The 24,625-nt window shown below is 70.7% G+C and carries 27 protein-coding genes and 1 riboswitch; of the genes, 12 read left to right on the top strand and 15 right to left on the bottom strand.

What is annotated here, in order from left to right; translation table 11 throughout:
- The coding region (locus ABGA98_RS40640) for a helix-turn-helix domain-containing protein (RefSeq protein ID WP_347622310.1) at positions 1-117 on the bottom strand (117 nt) is incomplete at its 3' end.
- A 149-nt stretch (positions 118-266) separates the two neighbouring features.
- Between ABGA98_RS40640 and ABGA98_RS40635 the strand changes: the two genes are divergently transcribed.
- A complete protein-coding gene (locus tag ABGA98_RS40635) occupies positions 267-695 on the top strand; it encodes a hypothetical protein (RefSeq protein ID WP_347623805.1) in 429 nt (142 codons plus the stop codon).
- A gap of 453 nt (positions 696-1,148) precedes the next feature.
- Here ABGA98_RS40635 and ABGA98_RS40630 read toward each other — a convergent pair whose 3' ends face one another.
- The 5 genes from ABGA98_RS40630 to ABGA98_RS40610 all read right to left on the bottom strand — a co-directional run bounded on the left by ABGA98_RS40630 (position 1,149) and on the right by ABGA98_RS40610 (position 8,215).
- Entirely contained in the window at positions 1,149-1,682 is a 534-nt protein-coding gene (locus ABGA98_RS40630) for a pyridoxamine 5'-phosphate oxidase family protein (RefSeq protein WP_347623804.1), read from the bottom strand.
- 55 nt (positions 1,683-1,737) lie between these two features.
- The gene (locus ABGA98_RS40625) at positions 1,738-2,829 is read right to left on the bottom strand and encodes a serine hydrolase domain-containing protein (RefSeq protein WP_347623803.1); all 1,092 of its coding nucleotides are present in this window, start codon (positions 2,827-2,829) and stop codon (positions 1,738-1,740) included.
- Between the two features lie 411 nt (positions 2,830-3,240).
- Positions 3,241-6,708: a DNA-directed RNA polymerase subunit beta gene (gene rpoB, locus ABGA98_RS40620; RefSeq protein WP_347623802.1), complete on the bottom strand. Its 3,468-nt coding sequence runs from the start codon at positions 6,706-6,708 to the stop codon at positions 3,241-3,243.
- 186 nt (positions 6,709-6,894) lie between these two features.
- Positions 6,895-7,890 carry a WYL domain-containing protein gene (locus ABGA98_RS40615; RefSeq protein ID WP_347623801.1) on the bottom strand — a complete coding sequence of 332 codons (996 nt, stop codon included), beginning with the start codon at positions 7,888-7,890 and terminating at the stop codon, positions 6,895-6,897.
- 85 nt (positions 7,891-7,975) lie between these two features.
- The gene (locus ABGA98_RS40610; protein ID WP_347623800.1) at positions 7,976-8,215 is read right to left on the bottom strand and encodes a hypothetical protein; all 240 of its coding nucleotides are present in this window, start codon (positions 8,213-8,215) and stop codon (positions 7,976-7,978) included.
- Between the two features lie 92 nt (positions 8,216-8,307).
- Here ABGA98_RS40610 and ABGA98_RS40605 point away from each other — a divergent pair, with 92 nt between their 5' ends.
- The 3 genes from ABGA98_RS40605 to ABGA98_RS40595 all read left to right on the top strand — a co-directional run bounded on the left by ABGA98_RS40605 (position 8,308) and on the right by ABGA98_RS40595 (position 10,768).
- On the top strand, positions 8,308-9,294 hold the full coding sequence (locus tag ABGA98_RS40605) for a glycoside hydrolase family 11 protein (protein ID WP_347623799.1): 987 nt from the start codon (positions 8,308-8,310) through the stop codon (positions 9,292-9,294).
- A 396-nt stretch (positions 9,295-9,690) separates the two neighbouring features.
- On the top strand, positions 9,691-10,230 hold the full coding sequence (locus tag ABGA98_RS40600) for a TetR/AcrR family transcriptional regulator (protein WP_347623798.1): 540 nt from the start codon (positions 9,691-9,693) through the stop codon (positions 10,228-10,230).
- Between the two features lie 55 nt (positions 10,231-10,285).
- Entirely contained in the window at positions 10,286-10,768 is a 483-nt protein-coding gene (locus ABGA98_RS40595; RefSeq protein WP_347623797.1) for a nitroreductase family deazaflavin-dependent oxidoreductase, read from the top strand.
- 17 nt (positions 10,769-10,785) lie between these two features.
- Here ABGA98_RS40595 and ABGA98_RS40590 read toward each other — a convergent pair whose 3' ends face one another.
- Positions 10,786-11,259, bottom strand: coding sequence for an Rrf2 family transcriptional regulator (locus tag ABGA98_RS40590; RefSeq protein ID WP_347623796.1), 474 nt, complete (start codon positions 11,257-11,259; stop codon positions 10,786-10,788).
- A 58-nt stretch (positions 11,260-11,317) separates the two neighbouring features.
- Between ABGA98_RS40590 and ABGA98_RS40585 the strand changes: the two genes are divergently transcribed.
- Both ABGA98_RS40585 and ABGA98_RS40580 read left to right on the top strand, forming a co-directional pair.
- Positions 11,318-12,061, top strand: coding sequence for an NAD(P)H-binding protein (locus tag ABGA98_RS40585; RefSeq protein WP_347623795.1), 744 nt, complete (start codon positions 11,318-11,320; stop codon positions 12,059-12,061).
- Positions 12,062-12,346: 285 nt separating this feature from the next.
- A riboswitch (cyclic di-AMP (ydaO/yuaA leader) is annotated at positions 12,347-12,490 on the top strand.
- A 12-nt stretch (positions 12,491-12,502) separates the two neighbouring features.
- Entirely contained in the window at positions 12,503-13,225 is a 723-nt protein-coding gene (locus ABGA98_RS40580) for a GH25 family lysozyme (protein WP_347623794.1), read from the top strand.
- A gap of 53 nt (positions 13,226-13,278) precedes the next feature.
- Here ABGA98_RS40580 and ABGA98_RS40575 read toward each other — a convergent pair whose 3' ends face one another.
- From ABGA98_RS40575 to ABGA98_RS40560, 4 genes are all read right to left on the bottom strand, one after another.
- Complete coding sequence (locus ABGA98_RS40575) at positions 13,279-14,019, bottom strand: isocitrate lyase/phosphoenolpyruvate mutase family protein (protein ID WP_347623793.1); 741 nt, start codon at positions 14,017-14,019, stop codon at positions 13,279-13,281.
- A gap of 123 nt (positions 14,020-14,142) precedes the next feature.
- Positions 14,143-15,558, bottom strand: coding sequence for an amino acid permease (locus ABGA98_RS40570; protein ID WP_347623792.1), 1,416 nt, complete (start codon positions 15,556-15,558; stop codon positions 14,143-14,145).
- A gap of 125 nt (positions 15,559-15,683) precedes the next feature.
- Positions 15,684-16,139 carry a hypothetical protein gene (locus ABGA98_RS40565; RefSeq protein WP_347623791.1) on the bottom strand — a complete coding sequence of 152 codons (456 nt, stop codon included), beginning with the start codon at positions 16,137-16,139 and terminating at the stop codon, positions 15,684-15,686.
- A gap of 145 nt (positions 16,140-16,284) precedes the next feature.
- A complete protein-coding gene (locus ABGA98_RS40560) occupies positions 16,285-16,914 on the bottom strand; it encodes a hypothetical protein (RefSeq protein WP_347623790.1) in 630 nt (209 codons plus the stop codon).
- Between the two features lie 183 nt (positions 16,915-17,097).
- Here ABGA98_RS40560 and ABGA98_RS40555 point away from each other — a divergent pair, with 183 nt between their 5' ends.
- Together ABGA98_RS40555 and ABGA98_RS40550 are read left to right on the top strand one after the other, a co-directional pair.
- On the top strand, positions 17,098-18,303 hold the full coding sequence (locus ABGA98_RS40555) for a histidine kinase (RefSeq protein WP_347623789.1): 1,206 nt from the start codon (positions 17,098-17,100) through the stop codon (positions 18,301-18,303).
- Complete coding sequence (locus ABGA98_RS40550; RefSeq protein WP_347623788.1) at positions 18,303-18,905, top strand: response regulator transcription factor; 603 nt, start codon at positions 18,303-18,305, stop codon at positions 18,903-18,905. The genes ABGA98_RS40555 and ABGA98_RS40550 overlap by 1 nt, the downstream gene beginning before the upstream one ends.
- Before the next feature lie 6 nt (positions 18,906-18,911).
- On the opposite strand, the gene ABGA98_RS40545 is transcribed toward ABGA98_RS40550, so the two are convergent.
- Entirely contained in the window at positions 18,912-19,352 is a 441-nt protein-coding gene (locus ABGA98_RS40545) for an Lrp/AsnC family transcriptional regulator (protein WP_347623787.1), read from the bottom strand.
- Between the two features lie 80 nt (positions 19,353-19,432).
- Here ABGA98_RS40545 and ABGA98_RS40540 point away from each other — a divergent pair, with 80 nt between their 5' ends.
- The gene (locus ABGA98_RS40540) at positions 19,433-20,200 is read left to right on the top strand and encodes an AzlC family ABC transporter permease (RefSeq protein WP_347623786.1); all 768 of its coding nucleotides are present in this window, start codon (positions 19,433-19,435) and stop codon (positions 20,198-20,200) included.
- Complete coding sequence (locus ABGA98_RS40535) at positions 20,193-20,519, top strand: AzlD domain-containing protein (protein WP_347623785.1); 327 nt, start codon at positions 20,193-20,195, stop codon at positions 20,517-20,519. Before ABGA98_RS40540 ends, ABGA98_RS40535 begins: the two co-directional genes overlap by 8 nt.
- Before the next feature lie 12 nt (positions 20,520-20,531).
- On the opposite strand, the gene ABGA98_RS40530 is transcribed toward ABGA98_RS40535, so the two are convergent.
- The gene (locus ABGA98_RS40530; protein ID WP_347623784.1) at positions 20,532-20,771 is read right to left on the bottom strand and encodes a hypothetical protein; all 240 of its coding nucleotides are present in this window, start codon (positions 20,769-20,771) and stop codon (positions 20,532-20,534) included.
- Positions 20,772-20,827: 56 nt separating this feature from the next.
- Here ABGA98_RS40530 and ABGA98_RS40525 point away from each other — a divergent pair, with 56 nt between their 5' ends.
- On the top strand, positions 20,828-21,262 hold the full coding sequence (locus ABGA98_RS40525) for a serine hydrolase (protein WP_347623783.1): 435 nt from the start codon (positions 20,828-20,830) through the stop codon (positions 21,260-21,262).
- A 32-nt stretch (positions 21,263-21,294) separates the two neighbouring features.
- Here ABGA98_RS40525 and ABGA98_RS40520 read toward each other — a convergent pair whose 3' ends face one another.
- Positions 21,295-22,479, bottom strand: a complete 1,185-nt coding sequence (locus ABGA98_RS40520) for a transposase (RefSeq protein ID WP_347623782.1) — start codon at positions 22,477-22,479, stop codon at positions 21,295-21,297.
- Between the two features lie 180 nt (positions 22,480-22,659).
- On the opposite strand from ABGA98_RS40520, the gene ABGA98_RS40515 reads away from it, so the two are divergent.
- Positions 22,660-23,082: a hypothetical protein gene (locus ABGA98_RS40515; protein ID WP_347623781.1), complete on the top strand. Its 423-nt coding sequence runs from the start codon at positions 22,660-22,662 to the stop codon at positions 23,080-23,082.
- A 49-nt stretch (positions 23,083-23,131) separates the two neighbouring features.
- Here ABGA98_RS40515 and ABGA98_RS40510 read toward each other — a convergent pair whose 3' ends face one another.
- Positions 23,132-24,364 carry a DUF418 domain-containing protein gene (locus ABGA98_RS40510; RefSeq protein WP_347623780.1) on the bottom strand — a complete coding sequence of 411 codons (1,233 nt, stop codon included), beginning with the start codon at positions 24,362-24,364 and terminating at the stop codon, positions 23,132-23,134.
- Positions 24,365-24,625 lie beyond the last annotated feature (261 nt).

The raw sequence follows: 24,625 nt of genomic DNA, 5'->3' as shown, positions 1-24,625 counted from the left end.
TTCCAGGGCTTTGTTGTAGACGAGGCGGACGCAGCCGAATGTCCGGGCAAGCTCGGAGGCTTGCTCGGGGGTCGGGTAGAAGCGGTACTTGTAGGCCCGCTTCACGATCCGCGCCATGCCTCACATCCTACCGCACGATCAGCTAACAATCGTGTGTGTGTTCTATACGGCGGTCCGCCTGGTGGCGCATCGCCTCACCCTGCCCTGCTCCGCAGGAGACCGATTCCTCCCCCGCCTGAAGGCGGGGGTCTCCTCGGAGGTATCCGATGAAGCATCTGCGAATCATTGCGGCATCCAGCCTGACCGTCCTGGGTGTGGGCCTCGCCGTCTTCACGATCTTCGCTTCCGCACCGAACAGCACCGCAACCACCCATCACCACCCGGCTCAACCCGTCGCGGGCCAACCCCTCCCCGGCGCCGGCCTGGACCGCATCCTCGCCGCCATCAGGTGTGACCGGCCGTCGGTTCAGGTCGATGCGAGCGAGCTACGCCAGGTGTCCTGCCAAACCGGCGCCGGCCGCTACGTCGTCATGACCTTCACCACGCGAGAGAACCAGGACGCGTGGTACGAAGGAGCCCGGGCCTACGGCGGGACCTATCTCGTAGGCGACCGGTGGACCGTCGTCTCCGACCCGAAGCTCCTGGCCGAGTCTCACGCTCAACTCGGCGGCCGCATCGAGAGCCACCAGCACTGAACGTACGCCCTGACCGGCCCATGCCGTCGGCGGTGACGTTGCAGGGCTTGTAGAAGCAGTGGGCGAAGTGGCCCGGCACGTCGAAGCCGGGAGGGCTGAGCGGCAGGTGCGGGTGCGAGTAGCAGTAGACGTCCTTGGCGACGGCTCCTCCGAGGCGGAGCTCCTTCGGGTAGCAGGGGTAGGTGATGGCCGGCTGGCTGTGGGCGAAGGTCTCGATCGGGCGGTCGTGGTCGACGCGGACGAGCAGCGCGATGAAGCCGCGCCGGCGGGCCGCGTGCAGGTTCGCGGGGTCCGTTCTCAGGATCTCCTCGTACGCGCGGGCGGCCTGGTCGAACTCCCCGGCCTTGAACGGCGCGTCCGCGTCAGCGCCGCGGGCTCGCGCCGTCGCCGCCCCGCCCGGCAGCGGCGCGGTGGCGGCGGCGTCCGCCGTTCCGACCGCCGGAGGGTCTGCTCTCAGCGCCACTGGTAGCGGGTTTGGGACGACTGGCTACCGGCGGCGAAGGCGAACGCCTTGTCCGGCCGGATCCGGTAGAGCTGAACATTTCCGGTCCGAATGGCTTCGCCGAGTTGATACCAGGTTCCGTCCTCGCGGGTGAGCTGCCAGCCATAGGCCTGTTCGAACGCCGTCGCCACGGCCTGCCTGGTGGCCTGGTCGGTGACCAGGCTCGCGGTGCCTTCGATGACGTAGTCCATGCCGGTCAGGGTGCCGGTTCCGGTGGTCAGCGCGCAGTGCGGGTTGGCGTTGAGGTTCTTGGCTTTCTGCTCGTTGTCGCCGGTGGTGAACCACATCGCGCCGAGCGCCCAGATCGCCAGCAACGGTGTCACGTGGGGGCGGCCATCCCGGCGCACCGTGCACAGCTGGAACTTCTGGGTGCGGCGCAGTGCCCACTCCGTCTCCTCCCACGGCGTCGGGCCGGCGCCTGGCGAGGAGAACGGACCGAGGCTGGTCTGCGGCGGGGTCGAGTCGCCGGCCATGTGAGTGGACATGATTGTCTCCTTGCGATCGTCGCGAACCCCGCCCCGGCGCGGCCGCGGGGAAAGCTCAGCGGGTTCCGGCGAGATGGTCGGCCAGGATCGTGGTGACCGACAGCGCGGTGTCGAAGTTCGGGACGAGCCGGGTTTTCGTCAGCGCGAAGGCGACTCCCCGCGTGGGGTCGGCGTAGGCGTAGCTTCCGCCGCCGCCCGGCCATCCGAGTGCCACGGAGTTCTCCACGGCAGGGGCGCCCATCCTGCCGATCGGGAAGCCCAGCGCCATTCGCGCCGGAGTGCCGAAAACCTGATCCGTACCCTCGAACGCGAGCGCGGACAGTTCCGCCAACCGGGCGGAGTCAACGAGCTTGCCCTGCAGCACGGCGTTGAACATCGCGGCAAGACCGTGCGCGGTGGCGATACCCACCGACGGTACATCGGCGCGCAGGATCTCGCCGTTGTTGCCGAAATCGGCACTCGGCCGGCTTTCCCACGGCGCGAGGATCGCATCACCGTCGTCCGGGGCGGCAGGCCATTGCCGCGCCCGCTGTTCCAGGCGCGCCAGCCCCGGCAGCGACTCCCGCGGAGCGGCGAAGTAGAGCTGCCCCTCGATACCCAGCGGCGCAGTGATCCACTCACGCAGCAGCTCGCCCATGGGCCGCCCGGTCGCGCGGCGGGCCAGCTCGCCGATGAGATAGCCGAAGGTGTAGGAGTGATAGCCCACGGCGGCGCCCGGCCGCCAGCGCGGCTCGGCGGCGGCCAGCGACTCGCACACCCTGGACCAGTCGGGAAGCTCGGCCGGGGTGATCTCGCGCGGCATGGCCGGAAGACCGACCGTGTGGGTCAGCACGTGCCGCAGTGTCGCCGTGGCCTTGCCGCGTGCACCGAACTCGGGCCACAGGTCCGTGACCGGGCTGTCGTACGCGAGGCACCCATGCGCGACGAGCAGATGCGCCAGCGTGGCCGCCATGTTCTTCCCTGTGGAGAAACTGAAGATCGGCGTACCGGAGGTGACCGGCCGCCCGGTGGCCGGGTCGGCCGTGCCCGCCACCGCGTCGACGATCAGCGCGCCATCCTGATAGGCGGCCACCTGCACAGCGGTCTCCGCGCCGGTGGCGACCAGCGTGTCGATATGACGCTGAATCTGTTCCTGTATCTCACTCATCGCAACCCTCGTCCATGTCACCGCTCGCGCGGAGAAAGCACCCCTCCGGCTTGCGGAGAATGCTGTGCCGCACACCGCGCGGTCACAGGCATCCTGGATGCTTCTCCCGAGGGGCATCTTCCGAAGGCAGACGACCGGCAACAGGAAAACTCATCGCCGAACGTGAACAGAGCTGCGGTCCGGTGGGTTGACCGTCACGAGCTCGTCGAGGTGGCCGTCGAGCCATCGCAGCGCGCGTACGCCGCCCCTTCGTCTCGCCGCGGGCCAGGCGCTGCCTCAGCGCCTGGCCCGCCGCCAGGGCGGCCACGTCAGCCTGATCGCCCGCCGGCCGCCACCGAGACTGACGCCGTGGGTCCGGACAAGTCCCGCGGTCGGCACGGATTCGGGGAGCTCATCCGGCAGGACAGGTCGTCAGACTTCTTCGACGCTGCTCGGCTCACGCCGGGACAGGTCGATTCCGAGCTCCTCCGCGGCGCGGAAGACGTCCTCGTCGGTGTCACGCATCTCGATGGACATGCCGTCGCTGGAAAGCACCTCGACGTTCAGGCACAGCGACTGCATCTCCTTGATGAGGACCTTGAAGGACTCGGGGATGCCCGGCTCGGGGATGTTCTCGCCCTTGACGATGGCCTCGTAGACCTTCACCCGGCCGAGAACGTCGTCGGACTTGATGGTCAGCAGCTCCTGCAGGGCGTAGGCGGCGCCGTAGGCCTCCAGCGCCCACACCTCCATCTCACCAAAGCGCTGGCCACCGAACTGGGCCTTCCCGCCGAGCGGCTGCTGAGTGATCATGGAGTAAGGACCGGTCGACCGCGCGTGGATCTTGTCGTCGACCAGGTGGAGCAGCTTGAGAATGTAGATGTAGCCCACCGAGATCGGATAGGGGAACGGCTCGCCGCTACGGCCGTCGAAGAGGCGGGCCTTGCCGCTCCGCTCGACCAGCCGATCCCCGTCACGGTTGGGGACCGTGCTGTCGAGCAGCCCGATGATCTCCTCTTCGTGGGCGCCGTCGAAGACCGGCGTGGCCATGTTGGTGCGCGGGGCGACCCTGTCGAAGCCCTTCTCGCGCAGCCGCCCGGCCCAGGCCTCCTGCACCCCGGAGATGTCCCAGCCCCTGGCGGCGATCCACCCCAGGTGGGTCTCCAGCACCTGGCCGACGTTCATCCGGCCGGGCACGCCCAGCGGGTTGAGGATGATGTCGACCGGGGTGCCGTCCTCCAGGAACGGCATGTCCTCGACCGGCAGGATCTTGGAGATGACGCCCTTGTTGCCGTGCCGGCCGGCCAGCTTGTCACCGTCGGTGATCTTACGCTTCTGGGCCACGTAGACGCGGACCAGCTCGTTGACCCCCGGCGGCAGCTCGTCGCCCTCCTCACGGCTGAACACCCGCACGCCGATGACCTTGCCCTGCTCACCGTGCGGCACCTTCAGCGAGGTGTCCCGCACCTCACGCGCCTTCTCACCGAAGATCGCGCGCAGCAGCCGCTCCTCGGGCGTCAGCTCGGTCTCGCCCTTCGGGGTGACCTTGCCGACCAGGATGTCGCCGGGCACGACCTCGGCGCCGATGCGGATGATGCCGCGCTCGTCGAGGTCGGCCAGGACCTCCTCGGAGACGTTGGGAATGTCGCGGGTGATCTCTTCCGGACCCAGCTTGGTGTCACGGGCGTCGACCTCGTGCTCCTCGATGTGGATCGAGGACAGCACGTCGTCCTGCACCAGCCGCTGGGACAGGATGATCGCGTCTTCGTAGTTGTGGCCCTCCCACGGCATGAACGCCACCAGCAGGTTCTTCCCGAGCGCCATCTCACCCTGGTCGGTGCACGGCCCGTCGGCGATCACCTGGTTGACCTCGACCCGGTCGCCCTCGGCGACGATGGGCTTCTGGTTGAACGAGGTGCCCATGTTGGAGCGCTTGAACTTCGCCACACGGTACGTCGTCTGCGTGCCGTCGTCGTTGAGCACCGTGACGTAGTCGGCCGAGACCTCCTCGACCACACCCGCCTTCTCGGCGCTGACCATGTCGCCCGTGTCGGTCGCGGCGCGGTATTCCATGCCGGTGCCGACCAGCGGCGCCTCGCTCTTGAGCAGCGGCACCGACTGGCGCATCATGTTGGCGCCCATCAACGCCCGGTTGGCGTCGTCGTGCTCGAGGAAGGGGATCATCGCCGTGGCCACCGACACCATCTGGCGCGGCGACACGTCGATGTAGTCGACCTCGCCGGCACGGGCGAGCTCGGTCTCGCCGCCCTTGGTGCGCACCAGGACGCGAGCCTCGGCGAACGACCCGTCGGGGTTGAGCACCGTGTTGGCCTGCGCCTTGACGAAACGGTCTTCCTCGTCGGCGGTGAGGTAGTCGATCTGGTCGGTGACCTTGCCGTCGACCACCTTGCGGTAGGGCGTCTCGACGAAGCCGAAGGCGTTCAGCCGGGCATAGGAGGCCAGCGACCCGATCAGGCCGATGTTGGGGCCTTCAGGGGTCTCGATCGGGCACATCCGGCCGTAGTGGGACGGGTGCACGTCACGGACCTCGAAGCCGGCCCGCTCACGCGACAGACCGCCGGGACCCAGCGCGTTCAGGCGCCGCTTGTGCGTCAGCCCGGCCAGCGGGTTGATCTGGTCCATGAACTGCGACAGCTGCGAGGTGCCGAAGAACTCCTTGATGGAGGCGACCACCGGGCGGATGTTGATCAGGGTCTGCGGCGTGATCGCCTCGACGTCCTGCGTGGTCATCCGCTCGCGCACGACACGCTCCATGCGGGCCAGACCCAGGCGGACCTGGTTCTGGATGAGCTCGCCGACGCTGCGCAGGCGGCGGTTGCCGAAGTGGTCGATGTCGTCGATCTCGACGATGACCTCTCCGTTGGCGCCCGGCATCGACTCCTCGCCCGCGTGGAGGCGGACGATGTACTCGATCGTGGCGACGATGTCGTCCTCGGTCAGAGTGCCCTGGGTGATCTCGGCGTCGACCCCGAGCTTCTTGTTGATCTTGTAGCGGCCCACCTTGGCCAGGTCGTACCGCTTGGGGTTGAAGTAGAGGTTCTCCAGCAGGGTCTGCGCCGACTCCTTGGTCGGCGGCTCACCCGGCCGCAGCTTGCGGTAGATGTCGAGCAGCGCGTCATCCTGGCCGGCCGTGTGGTCCTTCTCCAGGGTGGCCCGCATCGACTCGTACTGGCCGAAACGCTCGAGGATCTTCTCGTTGGTCCACCCCAGTGCCTTGAGAAGCACGGTGACGGCCTGCTTGCGCTTGCGGTCGATGCGCACACCGACGCTGTCGCGCTTGTCGATCTCGAACTCCAGCCAGGCACCCCGGGACGGGATGACCTTGCAGCCGTACAGATCCTTGTCGGACGTCTTGTCGACAGTGCGCTCGAAATAGACGCCAGGCGAACGAGTCAGCTGCGAGGTGACGACACGCTCGGTGCCGTTGATGATGAACGTGCCCTTCGGCGTCATGAGCGGGAAGTCGCCCATGAACACCGTCTGGCTCTTGATCTCACCGGTGGTGTTGTTGATGAACTCCGCCGTCACGAACATCGGGGCGGAGAAGGTCATGTCCTTGTCTTTGCACTCGTCCACCGAGTATTTCGGCGGCTCGAACCGGTGGTCGCGGAACGACAAGGACATGGTCCCCGAGAAGTCCTCGATCGGACTGATCTCTTCGAGGATCTCTTCGAGACCCGACTGGGTCGGGACGTCCCTGCGCCCGGCCTGGCGAGCCGCCTCCACCCGGGCCTTCCACTTCTCGTTGCCGAGCAGCCAGTCGAACGACTCGGTCTGCGGGGCGAGAAGGTCAGGAACTTCGAGAGGCTCCTGGATGCGCGAGAATGACACGCGACGGGGACCGGCGGGTATGGCGGAGGCGTTGCGCGAGGCTGCCAACAGAGGTCCTTCCGGAAGGCACGGACGGAATCGAACTGCGCGCACGCCAAGCGCCCGGCAGAAGCCGGGGGCGTCAGAGGGCAGCGCGAGGAAGCAGCATAACGCAGAAGAGAAACGAATGTCTACACTTAATATAAGTGTCAACCTCGCTGCCGCCTTCAGAATGTCACAGCCGGGTCGATCTCGTCAACTTCTCGCCGTCGCGGCGGCGGCGTAGCGGCGGGCCAGGTACGCGAAGGCGTCCTTGAGCTCGGCGGGGCCGACGACCTCGATGTCGGCGTCGAACCTGCCGATGGCGGCGGCCAGACCGGTCCATGACCACGAGCCCAGGACGAGCCGGCAACGGTCCGGCCCGAGCTCCTCGACGACCCCGTCGCGGGTGTATCGGGACACGTCGGCGGCGGGCGCCCCGAGGATCACCTCGCCGCGGCAGGGCCGGCCCTCAGCATCGCCGGAGCCCAGGAACCTGCCGGCCACGAAGGCGGCCACGTCACCCCCGGGCAGTTCGCGCGGGGTGAAGCGGGGTCCGGCAGGGGTGCGCGGGGTGATCCGGTCGGCGCGGAACGTACGCCAGTCGTCCCGGTCGAGGTCCCACGCGACCAGGTACCAGCGCCCGCCCCAGGTGACGAGGTGATGGGGCTGCACCCGGCGCGGCGGATCGCCCATGCCGTCGTCGTCGCCCCCCGGCGAGGACACGGGAGCGTAGTCGAAGCGCAGCACCTCGCGGCCGTGGACGGCGGCGCTGAGCGCCATGAGCACGCCGCCGCCGACCCGCGGGCCGGGCCGGGCCTCGGGCCGCTCCACGGCCGTGACCTGGAAGGTGTCGATCCGGCGGCGCAGCCGTGCGGGCATGACCTGCCGGACCGTGTTCAGCGCGCGTGCCGCGGCTTCCTCGATCCCGGCGCCGGTGGTGGCCGCGATCTGGAGCGCGATGGCCAGGGCGACGGCCTGCTCGTCGTCGAACAGCAGCGGAGGCAGTTCCGCGCCCGCGTCGAGCCGGTAACCGCCGTCGGGTCCCTTGAACGCCACGATGGGATAGCCCAGCTCGCGCAGGCGGTCGACGTCACGGCGCACGGTGCGCGGGCTGACGTCGAGCCGCTCGGCCAGCAGCGCCCCCGGCCAGTCCCGGCGCGCCTGGAGCAGCGAGAGCAACGACAGCAGCCGGGCTGAGGTCTTCGGCATGGTTCCCATGATGCCCCGAGTAGCGGCCACATCCTGGCCGCTACCGCTGCGACACCTGGGGCCAGGTGCTCGCCGCCGACGGTTTTCACGTGATGGCGTACGACGTGCCCGCGCACGTGCCGTGGAACCCGGGCGAGAACGCCTCGGCCAGGGCGGCGCCCGCCGAGAACTCGATCCGGTGCGGGCCGGCCCGTGGTCGTGCGCTCCGAATGTTTCGGCCAAACGTTGAAAGTTTCATGAACCGGGCACGGTACGACTCGCCGGTCATGCCCGCCGACCAGGCCAGATGCCCGCCCATGACACCGCCGGCCGGCCGAAAACTCACGTTCGCATGGGCGTCGTTGACAGCCTGCCAGGGCCGGACGAACACTGTCGCTGCCCGCCCCCAGCGAGCCCTCACGAGGAGGAAGCACGCACATGAACGACGCCCCCACCCCCCGCCGCAGACGCGGCCGCGCCAGGTTGTTCGCCGCCCGCGCAGGAGCCGTGGTGCTCGCCGTGGTCACCGCGATGTTGCCGTCCGTCGCCAACGCGGCCATCACCTCGAACCAGACCGGCACCAACAACGGCTACTTCTACTCGTTCTGGACCGACAGCAACGGAACGGTCTCCATGGAGCTGGGCTCCGGCGGCAACTACAGCACCTCATGGAGGAACACCGGGAACTTCGTCGCCGGCAAGGGCTGGAGCACCGGCGGACGCAGGACCGTGAGCTATTCGGGCAGCTTCAACCCGTCGGGCAACGCCTACCTGACGCTCTACGGGTGGACGAGGAACCCGCTCGTGGAGTACTACGTCGTCGACAGCTGGGGCACCTACCGGCCCACGGGCGAATACCGGGGCACGGTCACCAGCGACGGCGGCACGTACGACATCTACAAGACGACGCGCTACAACGCCCCCTCCATCGAGGGCACCAGGACGTTCGACCAGTATTGGAGCGTCCGGCAGCAGAAGAGGACCGGCGGGAGCATCACCTCGGGCAACCACTTCGACGCATGGGCCCGTAATGGCATGAACCTGGGCAGCCACGACTACATGATCCTCGCGACCGAGGGTTATCAGAGCAGCGGAAACTCCAACATCACGATCGGCTCCGGCGGCGGCAACCCCGACCCCGGCGACCCGGGCAACCCGGGCGGTTGCACGGCGACGCTGTCAGCGGGCCAGCAGTGGAGCGACCGGTACAACCTCTCCGTGTCGGTCAGCGGTTCGAACAACTGGACCGTGACGATGAACGTGCCGTCTCCGGCCAGGATCATCGCCACGTGGAACATCAGCGCCACCTATCCCAGCTCCCAGGTGCTGAACGCCAGACCCAACGGCAACGGCAACAACTGGGGTGTGACGATCCAGCACAACGGCAACCACACCTGGCCGTCCGTCTCCTGCAGCGCGGGCTGAGCCACCCCGGACCGTGGCGCGGCGCCCCCTTGACCCCTGACGCCGCGCCACGGTCATCAGGGGTCAAGGGGCAGTGCGGCTCAGCCGGCGGGTGGTCCCTGGCCCTGGGGAGCCCGGCGATCCCACGGGTGTCGCGGTCACAGCGGGGCGGTCCACCATTCGGCCGCGATGGACAGCCCGGCCAGGCGGAGCGCCTCGCGTTTCGCCTCGTCCGCGTGGCCGCACACCACCACGACCTGAACCGCGCCGCGCCGCCCGGCCTCCTCCGTGACCGCGCGCAGCAGGTCGGTGCCGATCGTGGTTCCGCGCCCGGTGCCGTTCTGCTACTTTGGCCGTATGACCAACTTGGCCGACCGACCAAATTCGCCCCGCGGGGATCGCCGTCGTGAGCAACTCGTGGCGGCCGGCATCGCGGTGCTGCGGGACGACGGCTGGCAGGGCGTCACGACCCGTGCCGTGGCACAGCGGGCCGGCACCAATCCCGGCCTGATCCACTACCACTTCGGCGGGCTGGCCGGGCTCCACACGGCGATCTTCCGGCAGGCCACCGATCTCATCCTGGGCCCGCTGGTCACCGAGCTGATGGAGGCCGCGGACGAGCGCGCGGCCCTGGCGACCGTACGGCGCCTGCTGCCCCAGGCGACCGGCGACGACCAGACGACCCGGCTGGCCGCCGAGCTGATCGCGGGCGCCACCCGCGATCCCGCGCTCGGCGTGGTGCTCCGCGACGAGTTGCGCCAGGCCCGCGCGCTGATCGCCGGCCGTCTCCGCGGGGCGCGTCCCGGCTGGACGGCGGACCGCCTGGACGGGGTCGCCACGCTGGTCGTCGCGGCGATCGACGGGCTGATGTTGCACTACATGATCGACGGCGACCTTCCCGTCGGCGCGGTGCTGTCCGCGGTGGAGGACCTGCTGGCGACGCCTGACCCCTCGTGAGCGCGGCGGAGGGTTCCCCCTCCGCCGCACACGGCCGACCTCGAAAGGACCTGTCATGGAGATCGTCAAGAAACCCGCACCGCCGACCGGGCTGCGCCGCAGGCTGTGGCGCCTTCCCATCGTGTTGTACCGGGTCGGCTTGGGCCGGCTGCTGGGGCAGCGGGTCATGCTGCTCACCCACACCGGCCGCGTCTCCGGCCGGCCCCGCCAGGCCGTCATCGAGGTCGTCCAGCACGACGAGCGGGGCTATGTGGCGGCCTCCGGGTTCGGGCGGCGTGCCGACTGGTACCGCAACGTCCTGGCCGATCCCGAGGTGACCCTGCACGTGGGCGGACGCGCTCTGCGGGCCACCGCCGCGCCGATCCCGGACGAGCAGGGCGCGGAGATCATGGCCACGTACGCGCCCCGCCACCCCGCCGCCGCCCGCCAGCTCTGCAAGATCATGGGCTTCGCGGTCGACGGCAGCGTGGCGGATTACCGGGAGGTGGGGCGGCACATACCGTTCGTCCGCTTCACCCCGCACGCCCCTGGCGCGTGACGCGACCTGATCTCCGGCTACGTGGTGCCCGACAGGCGCTGCCGGGTGCGGGCCGGCGCCCACTCCGGCAGCTCGGCGAGGATGTCGGCGAGGGTGACGTCGGCGAGGCTGGCCCGCCATGCCCGGTGGGCGTCGGCCATCTTCTCGGCGAGGACGCACATGCGCTCGCACTCCTCCGGGGGCAGCGCGCCGCGTCCCCGCTGACGGATCTCGCGGCACTCGTACGGCGTGGACCGGCCGTCGACGGCCTCGACGATCTGCAGCAGCGTGATCTCGGCGGCGGGCCGCGCCAGCCGGAAGCCTCCCCTCGGTCCGGTGGACGCGGCCAGCAGCCCGGCCTTGACCAGCTCCTTGAGCTGCTTGGTGAGGTAGGCCGCCGGGAGGTCGTAGTGGAGCGCGAGCTGCGCGGCCGACGCGCTGGCTCCCGGCTCGAGCTGGGCCAGCGTGGTCGCGCAGTGCAGAACCCACTCGGTGCTCACAGGCAGCTTCACGCCCCGATTCTATCGCAGCTATTATGGACCCGTTTAGTCCATAATTAAGGGGATCATCATGCGGATCGCAGTCGCCGGCGCGACCGGGAACATCGGGTCGCTCACCGCCGCGACCCTCGAACGCGACGGCCACGAGGTCGTGCGCATCAGTCGTTCGCTCGGCGTGGACCTGGCGACCGGCGACGGGCTCGACGACGTCCTGGCCGGTGCGGAGGCGGTCGTCGACGCCATCAACGCGCCGGCGGCCGGCCCGGAGGAGACGGTGGCGTTCTTCGGCGCCACCACGCGCACCCTGCTGGCCGCCGGGGAGCGGGCGGGGGTGCGCCACCACGTCCTGCTGTCGATCGTCGGGATCCATCGCGTCGAGGGCAACGCCCACTACGCCGGCAAGCGGGAGCAGGAGCGCCTCGTGGCCGCCGGGCCGGTGCCGTGGACGATCGTGCCGGTCACGCAGTTCCACGACTTCGCCGAAATGGTGGCGGGCTGGACGGAGCAGGACGGCGTCGCCACGATCGCGCCGCTGCTCGTCCAGCCGATCGCGCCCGCCGACGTGGCCGGCGTCCTCGCCGAGCTCGCGGCCGGGGAGCCTCGGGGGCGGTACGCCGACGTCGCGGGCCCCGAGCCGCAGGACCTGGTGGACATGGCCCGGCGCACCCACGAGGCGCGGGGCCGTACGGTGCGGCTCGTGCCGACGTGGTCGGGGATCTTCGGCCCGGCGATGGCGGGCGACGTGCTGCTGCCCGGCGAGGGCGCGCACATCGCGCCGACCACCTTCGACGACTGGCTCGCCGGGCAGGGGTAGCCGAAGGGCCCCGGCGCCCCCGGATGACCTGCCGGTGCCGGCGGTACGCCCACCGGCTCGCGTCACAGGGGCATCACGGGTCCCCTTCCGGTGGGACCCGCGTACGGTGCCGGAAAAACTTTGCCGAAGCCCTGGAACGCCTGCGAGAGCGGCGATCCAGGGCTTCCCCATGGCGAACGACATTGCATAGCGATTTGTACCGCTTGCAGCGTTTATGGGGCGTTATATACCTTCTTGGGATTACGGCATACGGCACAGGCGAACGCTTGCCGAACCGTTTGCCGCGACGTTGACAGGCCGAATCCGCACAGCGCGGAACCGGGGACCCACCTTTCCGGGGTGAATCGCACGCCAGCCGAGGGCTGCGCGCGTAGGGCACTTCCAAGCCCGAACCCGTCAGCTAACCCGGTAGGCACATGGAAGCAAGGAGTCAATCCCCCCATGCGCGAACTCACGCGACGTCTCACCCTGTCCGCCGCCGGCGCCCTGCTGGCCGGAACCACCGCCATCGCGGGCGTGAGCCTGCCCGCGCACGCCTCGCCCGTCGAGCCGGCCCCGGCCCAGGCGGCCGAGCAGCGCACGCTCACCTACGGCCAGGACGTGTCCAACCACCAGCCGCTGCACGACTGGGCCGCCAGCCCTGCGCAGTTCGGCATCATCAAGGCCACCGAGGGCACCGACTTCCGCGACGCCGCCTTCGCCAGGCACTGGAGCGAGCTGGGCAAGAAGGGCATCGTGCGCGGGGCGTACCACTACGCACACCCCGGCAACGACCCCATCGCCGAGGCCGACCACTTCCTGTCCATGGTGAACTCCCAGCCCTCCAAGCCCGGCGACCTGCTGGTGCTGGACCTGGAGACCACCGACGGCAAGTCCGTCGAGGAGGTCAACGCCTGGGCCAAGGCGTGGCTGTCGCACGTGAAGGCCGAGACCGGGGTCACCCCGATGTTCTACAGCGGCTGGAACTTCGCCGACACCTACGGCAAGGGCCTGGCCGAGTACCCGCTGTGGGTGGCCCACTACAGCAAGCCGAAGGGGACGGTGACGCCGCCCGCCGACTGGAAGACCTGGACCATCCACCAGTACTCCGACTCCCCCATCGACCAGAACGTCTCGGCGCTCACCCCCGACGAGCTGCGCGCCCTGGGCCGCACGTCGGCCTGACCGGGTTCGGGCAGGCGGGAACCTCCGCACAGCACCTGCCTGCCCGCCGCGGGTCAGGCCGCGTACGGGTCCTGGCCCGCGCGGATGCGGCCCACCATGGTCTTGAGCGCCTCCAGCGCGGTCAGGTACGTCAGCGGGCCGAAGGACACGCGGGCGACGCCGAGGGAGGCCAGCCTGCCCAGGTCCATGCCGGGCATGCAGGCGACGTTGACCGGCCCGGGGACGGCCTTGACGAGGTCGCCGACCACCTCTTCCGACGGGGCCATGATGGGGTAGACGCAGTCGGCGCCGGCCTCCAGGTAGCGGCGCCCGCGCTCGGCGACCTCCTCGGTCGAGGTGGAGCCGGTCAGGAACACGTCGACCCGCGCGTTGATCACCAGGTCGGGGCCCGCCTCCCGGAGGGCCGCGATGCGCGCGGCCTGCGTCCCGGCGTCGACGAGTCCCCCGGCCCGGTGGTCGGTGTCCTCGATGTTGAACCCGGCCGCGCCGATGGCGGTGAGCCGCTCGACGAGCTCGCCGGGCGGCAGGCCGTAGCCGGCTTCGGCGTCGACGGTCACCGGCACGTCCACGGCCCTGATGATCCTGGCGGCGATGTCGAACATCTCGCCGACCGGTGCGCCCTCGTGGTCGTCGCGTCCCAGCAGGGCGGCGATGGACGCGCTGGCGGTCGCCAGGGCGGGATAGCCGGCCTCGGCCACGACGGTTGCGCTGCCCGCGTCCCACACGTTGGGCAGGATCAGCGGGTCGCCGGGCTTGTGCAGGTCGCGCAGGAGAGCGGTGCTGGTCTTCGGCATGGTCGGTCCTTGCCTGTGAGGGTCATGTCCCTCTCTTGACTCCCGCGGCCTTCAGTTCGGGACGGCTGCACGGTGTGATCCTCGCCACAGCAGGCGACGTCAGGCGGACGGCTCGACGGCGCGTCAGCGCTCGCCCGTCCCGGCCGGCGACCGTTCCAGCGCGGAGTGCCGGCGGCTGTAGGCGAAGTAGATGACCAGCCCGAGCACGAACCAGGCGGCGAAGCGCAGCCACGTCACCGGGTCCAGGAACGTGATCAGCCAGATCGAGAAGACCACCCCGACAGCGGGCACGACCGGCATCCCGGGGGTACGGAACTCGCGGTGCAGGCCGGGCTGCCGGTAGCGGAGCACGATCACGGCCAGGCACACGACCACGAACGCCAGCAGGATGCCGATGTTCGTCAGCTCGGCGGCCTCCCGGATCGGCAGGAACCCGGCGATCACCGCGGAGGCGGCGCCCACGATCCAGGTGACGCGCGAGGGCACCCGCCGTACCGGGTGCACCTTGGCGAACCATCGCGGCAGCAGCCCGTCACGGCTCATCGCGAACCACACGCGGGTGACGCCGAGCATGAACGTGAACATCACGGTGAGGATGCCGATGATGGCGCCCACCGCGATCACGGACGCCAGCCCGGAGAGTCCGACCGAGGCGAACGCCGAGGAGAAGCCGCTCTCGGGATCGATCTCCCGGTAGTTCTGCATGCCGGTCAGCACGAGCGTGGCCAGCACGTACAGCACCATGGCGATGATGAGGGAGTAGATGATCGCCCTGGGCATGTGCCGCCGCGCGTCGCGTGACTCCTCGGCCGCGGTGCTCATCGCGTCGTAGCCGAACACGGCGAAGAACACGGTGGCGGCCCCGGTGATGGCCCCGCCGATCCCGAAAGGGAAGAAGGGGTGGTAGTTGGCGGTGTTGATGTGGAAGAAGCCGACCACGATGACGAGCAGCACGACGGCGACCTTCACCCCCACCACGAACGTCTCGAACCGGGCGGCGCTGCGGATGCCGAGGTTCAGCAGGAAGGCGATGAGCAGGCAGAGCAGCACCGCGAACAGGTCCACCACCCGGCCCTCGCCGGTTCCGGGCGCGCCGAGCATCCACGAGGGCAGCGCGAATCCCAGCTGCTGGACGAGGAAGCCGAAGTAGCCGGAGATGCCGATGGCGACGACCGCGACGATCGCGGTGTACTCCAGCAGCAGGTCCCAGCCGATGAACCAGCCGACGATCTCCCCGAGGACGGCGTACCCGTAGGTGTAGGCGGACCCGGCCTTCGGGATCATTCCGGCGAACTCGGCGTACGACAGCGCGGCGGCGGCGCTGGCGACGCCCGCGATGAGGAACGACACCAGAACGGCGGGCCCCGCGGTCTCGTTGGCCACCGCGCCGGCCAGCGCGAAGATGCCCGCGCCGATGATGCCGCCCACGCCGATGGCCGTCAGCTGCCACAACCCCAGGGTTCTGGCGAGCTCCCCCTCGTGCTCGGTGGCCATCTGCTCCACCGGCTTGCGCCTGAAGACGCCTCGCGACGTGACCATGACGCCCCCCAAGCGATCGTGTCCCCCGTGGATCCGCCTTCCCACCTGCGGCGTCAAGTAAGCTCACGCGCCGGGCAAGAGCGCGAGGGCAGCACCCGGCGAGGGGATGCCGCCCCGTTCACGGCTCAGGGCGTCTTGTACTCTGCCGCCCTGCCGCAGTAGCTGGTGCCGAACGGGGAGTTGCTGTAGCGGCACACCTGGACGACCACGCGGTCGATGGAGGTGACTCCGGTCGGGTCGGACAACCCGATCGAGACCGCCACGGTCGCGTCGTCCGCCTTCACCTCCTCGGAGTCGACGACGGTAGTGCCGTTGTAGGCGGTGAAGGCGGCGCGGGAGTGCATCGCGTCGGGGCCGCAGATCGACGGGCCGGCGCTGTCGGACAGGGTGCCCTTGACCTGGACCGTGGGCCGGATGACGGGCCCTTCGACCCACTCCAGCGTGCCCTCGGTGACGCCGTGGCGGCACCGGTCGCCTGCGTCGGCGGAGAATTCCACCGTCGCCCGGGCCGCCGCGGGCTGCGCCGTCAGCAGCACCGCGGTGATCGTGGCGGCGAGCCCGGCCCATAAGCGTGAACGCATGACATCGGCCTTCCGTGTGATGGGGTGCTTCCGGCCCTCCATCGTCGATCACGAGCCGGCGATGTTCCACCGCTGCGAGGCATTCCTGCGCGCAGTTGCAGTGGCCGCCCGCCCGGAGCGGCGCCGGCGTTCGCCTGCGATCCCGTCACACCAGGACGATCAGCTGCACGGCGACCACGACGTCCACGACGCCGCACCACTCGGCGTACGAACGCGCCACGGTCTTGTTCCGCCACAGGTGCACGAAGTCCCACACGCCGTGCAGCAGCCAGCCGGCCGCGACCACGTAGCGGCCCAGGTCGGGGTCGACGACCAGCCCGGTCAGCGCGAGCGCCGTGAACACCACCCAGCCCAGCGCCTGCAGCCGGAACTCCCCGGGCCGTCGCAGATGGCCGTCGAGCGCGCCCCACACCAGCACGATCAGGGCGATCGACACGAAGACGGTGGAGATCGCGACCACGTCCAGCATCCGCAGCCCGACGACGGCGACGAGCCCCACACCGAGCAGCGGCCACGTGAGAGCCCGCCTTCCCACCTTGGCGACGACCAGGTACAGCAGCGGCAGCAGGGTCAGCACCTGCGCGAAGATGCCCACCGCGCCCTCACCGCCGCCACTCGACGGCAGGGCGGTCATGGCCAGGGCGAGCGCCGTGGGCCAGCGGTTCAGCAGGAAACGAGCCCAGTGCGTGCGACCGGGTGTCCGGCGGTCCATGTGCGGCTCCTCATTCCCGGCGTGTTGTGCCGTCGTCTCGTCCATGTGGTGCGAGGTCGCCATGACGCGGCTCCTTCCGAATAGGGGGGCGGGGTATCCGTCCCACGTTCAGCCTGGCCGAGCGGGCTCGCCCGCGACAGGGCCGGAACCGCACGTGCAGGCCTCGATGTGTCACCCGCTCTGATGACATTTGTCATGCGGCGGTCAGGCGGCGGCCCGGACCCGTACTGCTGCGAGAATGGCCGCGTGCGTGACCTGCCGGCCGATACGGGGCTGCGGAGCTTCCGCCGCTTCACGTGGTGGACCCTGATCCTCCTCACCTGCTCCCTCCTGATCCTCAGCAGCGGGCCGTGGATCCTGAATCCGGGGGTTCCCGCGGCGGCCAGGCCGCCCGCCGCGGGCGGGCTGGCCGTCACCGCCGTGGCCGCCGCGGTCCTGTTCGGCCGCCGCCTGAGCGGCGAACCCGGCGGGTCCCCAGGCCGCGCCCCGGCGGTGTGGCTGGCCGCTGGCTGCGCGGGCGCGACCGTGCTCGGCGGGGTGCTGCTGGCCGCCCGCGGTTACGGAGCATGGTCCCTCGCGCCGGCGACGATGGCCTCGATCGCCGCGACGTACCTGCCGGCCGGGCGCCGCTGGACGCTGGTCGCCGCCGCGGCGGCCGCGGCCGGCGTCGCGGGCGGCGGCGTCGCGCTGGCCCTGGGCGACGATCCGCTCCTCGCCGCCGCCCTCCCCGCCGGGCTGGTCGCCCTGACCGGCTGGGTCACCCTCGGCATGTTGTGGTCCTGGGACGTCGCCGATCGGCTGAACCAGGCCCGCCGAATGTCCGCGGAGCTGGCGGTCAAGGACGAGCGGCTGCGCTTCGCCGCCGACCTGCACGACATCCAGGGCCACCACCTGCAGGTGATCGCGCTCAAGAGCGAGCTGGCCGCGCGGCTGGCGGCGGCGGACCCGGCGCGGGCCGCGGCGGAGATGCAGGAGGTACGCCGGCTGGCCGCCGACGCGTTGCGCGACACCCGCGCCGTCGTGCAGGGCTACCGCCGCACCACCCTGGAGGCCGAGATCGCCAACGCCACCAGGGTGCTCGCCGCGGCCGGCATCAACGCCACGACGCACGTCGACCCCGCCGGCCCCTCCGACCCGGCGGGCCTGCCGGAGACCGCCCGCCACCTGCTGGGCCTGGTGATGCGGGAGGCCACCACCAACGTGTTGCGCCACAGCCGGGCACGGCACGCCGAGGTCGGCTACCGGGTCGCCGGCGACCTGGCCCGGCTGCGCGTCGGCAACGACGGCGCCTGCGGCCCGCCCGGCACCGGCACGGGCCTGGCCGCTCTGGCCGAGCGCCTCACCGCGGCAGGAGGCGAGCTGACCTGGGAACACGCCGGCGACCGGTTCACCGTGACGGCCACGCTGCCGGTGGACGGCCGCCCATCACGTACGCGAAACTCGGAGGCGTGATGATCCGGCTGCTGATCGCCGACGACGAGGACCTCATCAGGGGCGCGCTGGCGGCGCTGCTGAGCCTGGAGGAGGACCTCGACGTCGCCGCCGAGGCGGCCACCTCGACCGACGCGGTGCGCCTCGCGCGCGAGCACCGGCCCGACATCGCCGTGCTCGACCTGGAGATGCCCCCGGCCGACGGGCTGCGCGCGGCCGGGGAGATCCTGGCCGAACTCCCCACCAAGGTCATCCTGGTCACGAGGCACGCCCGCCCCGGCGTGTTGCGCCGGGCCCTGTCGGCGGGGGTGAGCGGGTTCGTGCCGAAGACGACGCCGGCGGCCCGGCTGGCCGAGATCATCCGTGATGTGGCGGCCGGGCGCCGCTACGTCGACCCCGACATCGCCGCCTCCGCGCTGACCGAGGACGACTGCCCGCTCACCGGCCGCGAGCTGGAGGTGCTGCGCGCCTCCCGCTCGGGCGCCACCATCAAGGAGATCGCCGCCCAGGTCCACCTCGCGCCGGGGACCGTGCGCAACTACCTGTCGGGAGCCATGGCCAAGCTCGGCGTCACCTCCCGCCACGCGGCCGCCCACCGCGCCTGGGAGGAGGGCTGGATCTAGCCGCCGTCACGGGGCCGACTTGATGTTCTTCATCGTGAAGTTCGACGTGACGCCCCTGACGCCGGGGATCGTCATGACGTACTGGCTGAGGAAGGTCTCGTAGGCGGCCAGGTCGGCGACGGCCACGCGCATGAAGTAGTCGGGGGTGCCGAAGAGCCGGCGCAGCTCGACGACCTCCTCGGCCCGCGCCAGGGTGCGCTCGAAGCGCTCGACGGTCCCCGCGTCCTGCGAGTCGAGGGTGAGGTCGATCAGCACCTCGAAGGACCTCCCCACGGCGGCGGGGTCGATGACGGCCCGGTAACCGCGGATGACGCCGTCGGCCTCCAGCCGCTGGACGCGTCTCAGGCACGGCCCCGTGGTGAGCCCGACCCGGTGGGCCAGCTCGACGTTCGTCAGCCTCCCCTCGCGCTCCAGTTCGGTGATGATTGCTCTGTCTATCGCATCCACAGTAAGAACATTGCACCAGAGCGGCCTTGGCGGGCAACATCGGCAACCACATGGCGGGCGATATGCGAGACCATGGAGAGGTGCGACACCACGTTCCCTCGCAGGTCACCACGTCCCTCCCAGCCACCCGGCGGCAGCAGGTCGCCGCCGGGGTGCGCGACTCGTTCTCCGCCGGGCTGGGGATCCTCCCGCTGGGGATCGCGCTCGGCCTGCTGGTCGTCCAGGCCGGCCTGCCCTGGTGGCTGGCCCCGGCCCTGTCGCTGTCCGCCTTCGCCGGCTCCGTGGAGCTGCTGGTGGTGGGGATGGCGGCGACGGTCACGCCGCTCGGCGCGATCGCCCTGACCGTCCTGGTGGTCAACTTCCGTCACGTGTTCTACGCCTTCTCCTTCCCGCTGCACGTGGTCAGGCACCCGCTCGCCAAGGCGTACGCCGTCTACGCGATGATCGACGAGGCGTACGCGGTCAACGCCGCACTGCCCGAGGCCGAACGCTCGGCGCCCCGGCTGCTGGCGATGCAGATCGCCTGCGAGGCCTACTGGGTCGGCGGCGGCCTGGCCGGCGTCGCTCTCAGCACGGCGCTGCCCGGCCCGGTCAAGGGCCTGGAGTTCGCCCTGGTCGCCCTGTTCACGGCGCTCGCCCTGGACGCGGTCCGCTCGCGCCGCGAGATCCCGTCCGTGCTGCTCGCCGTGGCGAGCGTCGCGGCCGCGCTCATGCTGACCCCCGGCGTCGCCCTGTTCACCGCGCTGCTGGTGTTCCTCGCCCTGCTGCTGGCCCGCCACCTGCTCGCCACCCGCCGGGCCGCTGAAGGGACCGCCGGGGAGGCCGTCGGGGAGGCCGCCGGTGCCTAGCACGCCCTACCTGCTGGCCGTCCTCGCGATCGTGTTCGGCATCACCTTCGCCCTGCGCGCCGTGCCTTTCGCCGCGCTGCGCGCGCTCCGCACGTCGGCGACGGTGCGGCAGCTGTCGATGTGGATGCCGGTGGGGATCCTCGCGATCCTCGCCGTCACCACCCTGCACGGCACCATCGCCGCCGAACCACGGGCGACCCTCCACGCGCTGCTCGCCGTCGCCGTCACCGCCGGCGTCCACCTCGCCTTCGGCCGCCGCACGATCCTGAGCGTCGGCATCGGCACCACCGTGTACGTCGTCCTCGTCAACGCCTTCTGACCTCGCCCGGGGTCAGCGTACGACGGTCGTCTCGTACGTCTCGACCGAGTCACTTCCGAGCGTCAGCGCCGCCCCTCCGGCCAGAATCACGCCCAGTGCCGCCGCTCCCGCCAGAACCCGCCGCCTCCAGGCCCGCGTGCGCCGCACCGGCACGGCCTCCGGTGCCTGCGCCGGTGCGGGCTCGGGGCTGCGCACCAGCGACCCGATCAGCGCCCATCTCGGCCCGGTCCCGCCCGGCGAACGCCAGATCACGGTGCATCACCTGCTGGCCCACACGGCGGGCCTGCCCGAGGCGCTCGGCGACGACTATGACGTGCTGGAACCTGCGCGGCAACGGCGGCATCCTGTCCACCGCCCGCGACATGTTCCGCTGGCACCGCGCCCTGACCGGCGACGCCGTCCTGACGGACAGCGCCAAGGAGAAGCTCTCCACCCCGTACGCGCCGATGCCGAATTCGGAGGAGTCGTACGCGTACGGCTGGAGTGTGCTCGACACCGGCGACGGCCGGATCGCCTGGCACGACGGCGGCAACTCCTGGTCGCTGGCGACCTACGCCAGGTCCTTGGACGACGGCGTGATGGCGTTCTGGGTCAGCAACCACGCCTACCGGGACTCCCGGTGGTACCTCGAGGACCTGGAGCCGGACCTGACGCTGGACCTGCTGGATCACGCCCGCTCCGCCGCGCGACCCACGACCTGGGCGCGCCCGGCACCCTGCTGCTGCTCGGCCTCTACTGGGTGACTCCTCCGCTCCCTGACGGGAGCGGCTTCTCGCTAAGCCGCTTGCGCAGCCTGGCGAAGGGCAAGCCCTGCCCTCATGATGTTGACCGCCGCATTCACGTCGGCGTGTGCGGCATGCCCGCACGCCGTGCAGGCGAAGTCGGCTTGGGTGGCGCGGTTCTCCTTCGCACAGTGCCCGCAGCGGGCGCAGGTGCGGGAGGTGCCGGCGGGGTTCACCGCGATCAGCTTGCGACCGGCGCTTTCAGCCTTGTGCGCGAGGATCGTCAGGAACACCCCCCAGCCCGCGTCCAGGATGCTCCGGTTGAGGCCGGACTTGGCGGCGACGTTGCGGCCGGGGACTTCGATCGTGCCGGACGCCGAGCGGGTCATGTTCGCGATCCGCAGGTCCTCGTGCACGATCACGTCATAGATGCGGACCAGGGCGAGCGCGGCCTTGTGCGCGCCGTCCAGACGTTGCCTGCGCACCCTGGCGTGCAGCGAGGCCACGCGGGCCACCACCTTACGCCGCCGCTTGGAACCCCGTTCCTTCCGGGCCAGGACCCGCTGAGCGGCGGCCAGCCGGCCGACGGTGGCGGCCAGGTGACGGGGGTTGGCCACCCGGTCACCGTCGGAGGTGGTGACGAGCGACGCCACGCCCATGTCGATCCCCGCGACCGCGCCGGTGGCGGGCAGCGGTTCAGTCGGCACGTCGTCGCACGACAGCACCACGAACCAGCGGTTGCCTTCCCGCTTCACCGCGACCGTCTTCACCCGGCCCCTGACCGCGCGGTGCCGGTGAACGCGGACATGCCCGACCCCCTGAAGGCGCACGTAGGTGACGGTCGGGTGGCCGGGCTGGGAGTCCCACCGGCAGCCGTCGCCGTCCTTCGGCCACTCGACCGTGTCGAACCGGCCACGCCCCTTGAAACGCGGAAAGCCCGGCGCGCGTCCGGCCTTGACCCGGTCGAAGAACGCGCGAAACGCCTTGTCGAGCCGTCGCAGGGTGGCCTGCTGGGAGGAGAACGACCAACGCCCCTGCCCGTCCGCATCATCGGCGCGAATGTGTTTCAGCTCGGCCGACTGCTCCCCGTAACGGACGCTCACCCCCGCCCTGGCACAGGCGGTGCGCCGGTGCTCCAGAGCGGCGTTGTACAGCTGCCGGTGGTCCTCCACACACGCCGCCAGCGCCGCCGCCTGCCGGGCCGTGGGGCGCAGCAGGAACTTGAACGACCTGCGCACACCCCACCTCCCGTCACGTTCGGTAACGACACCGCCACGATACCGGCTGGCGCCGACAAAACCAGGAAGGACATCCGTGATGCGCGGACCTGACAGGTCAGGACACACTCGGGCCTTGACGGCCCTCCCGCTCCCGATTCACCCGTCGCCTCAAGTCGACGGTCCCCTCGGGAGACTCTGATGGTGTTCGGCGTCGGCGCGGTGCTCGGCGGGCTCGCGGCCGGCACGCTGCGGCGGCTGCCGCTCTGGCCCGTGACGGTCGCCATCGTGCTCGGCTGGGGGCTCCTGCTGCTGCCGTTCGCCTTCGATGTGCCGGTGGCCGTGACCGTCGCGTGTTTCGGGCTCGGCGGCGCGGTCTACGGGCCGTTCGTGGCGCTGTCGGTGACGCTCATGCAGGCGAAGTCGCCGCCGGAGCACCTGGCCGCGATGCTCGCCGCCCGCAGCGCGGCGCTGCTCACCGCATCGCCGCTCGGCACGGCGCTGGGCGGACCGGTCACGACGGCGCTGGGCCCGCGAGCCACGCTCGGCGCCTCGGGACTGGCCACCGTGCTGCTCGGCGCCGTCGCGTGCGTCCTGCTACTTGCCAGGCGCCGGGGCCGGTGAGCCGGGAAGGGTTCGCGCAGGTCCTCCCCGGCTCGGCCGCGCGCGCCGCCTAGCCGGCCTTGTGCCTGGCCGCCGGGGCGCGGTCCGGCGCGACCATGACGACCCGGTGAACCAGCCATTCCAGCGGCCCGCGCCGGATCCACCGCAACCACAGCGGCGAGACGGCGAACGCGAAGACCACCATGCCGGCGAACAGGGTGAAGGAGTAGGGCGGGTCGCCGGCCACCCGCTGGATGAAGACCTGGTGGGCGGCGTACCAGGTCAGCGCCAGGCTCCCGGCCGCGGTCAGCGGCCGCAGGACCACCTGCCAGCCGGGCCGCTCCAGCAGGGTGAGGAGCCCGGCCAGCAGCAGCAGCGCGACCCCGGTCATCATCGGCGCCATCGGGATGCTCAGCGCGTACAGCTGGTGCGGCGGCAGGGTCAGCACCGACGCCCACGGCTGCACCATCGGCCCGCCGGTCGACTTCATCATCGCCGCCAGCGCGGCCTCGGCGCCCAGCGGGACGAGCGCCACCCACGACACCAGCCAGCTGACGGCCACCAGCAGGGCGCCCCAGCCGGCCATCCTGACGCGCACGGCCGGGCTGCGCAGATCGAGCCGGCCGATGGCCAGCCCGGCCAGCAGCAGCGGGATCGCGTACGGCGTCTGGAAACCACCGCCCATCAGCAGCTGGTGAAGTTCGGCTAGCCAGTCCTGCGGGCTCAGCAGCACCGTCAGGCCGAAGGCCGGCTCGGCGCCGGCGGCGTTCATCGGGGAGATGGCCCAGGTGCGGCCGAAGTTCAGCACGACGAAGCAGAAGACGGGCAGCGCGGCCCCGAGGACGCCGGCGGCGGCCAGGAGCGTGCCCGGGCGCAGGCGTACCAGCGGTATCAGCATCAGCAGCCACACGGCGTAGAACTCGAGGATCGACAGGTTCATGCCGGACAGCTGGTCCACGCACAGGCTGATCAGCAGCAGCATGGCCGCGCGGATCGCGAGCCGTCTCCTGGCGGTCGTCAGCCGCTCGCCGTCCGGGGGCGCGGGCCCACCGGTCATCAGCGCCACCGAGATGCCGGCCATCAGCACGAACAGGCTCATCGACCGGCCGGAGACGGCGTGCTCGACCCAGTCGAGCACCGCCGGTTTCTCCGGCATGGGGGCCGGGCTCGACCATCCGGTCGGGCTGACGTGCATGTAGACCATGCCGACGATGGCCAGCGCCCGCACGGCGTCCAGCCCCAGCAGCCGCCCGCGCGGGGGCCGGGGTCGGTTCGCAGGCGGGGCGTCACGGGGAACGTCCACGGGATGGTTCATTTCAGGTCGGCCTCCCAAGGCAGGGACATGGTCCCGGCTTTCTCCGGGCGAACGTTTCGATGTCTTCTCTGTATGCGTCACGCAATTTCTTCGACGGGGCTCTCACGCGTTATCGGCCGCACGGTTTCCGGCCGCGGCACCGGCCCTGACGCCCAGGCCGGGATGGAGCGCGAAGCTCCATGGCGACCACCGTAAAGGCGGTCGCCGTCGATTCCTTTCCGCTTTTACATCGAAATGCCAGCGGTAATC

Source organism: Nonomuraea sp. B1E8 (assembly GCF_039871515.1).
Taxonomy (GTDB): Bacteria; Actinomycetota; Actinomycetes; order Streptosporangiales; family Streptosporangiaceae; genus Nonomuraea.
This window is presented reverse-complemented; position numbering and strand designations above follow the sequence as displayed.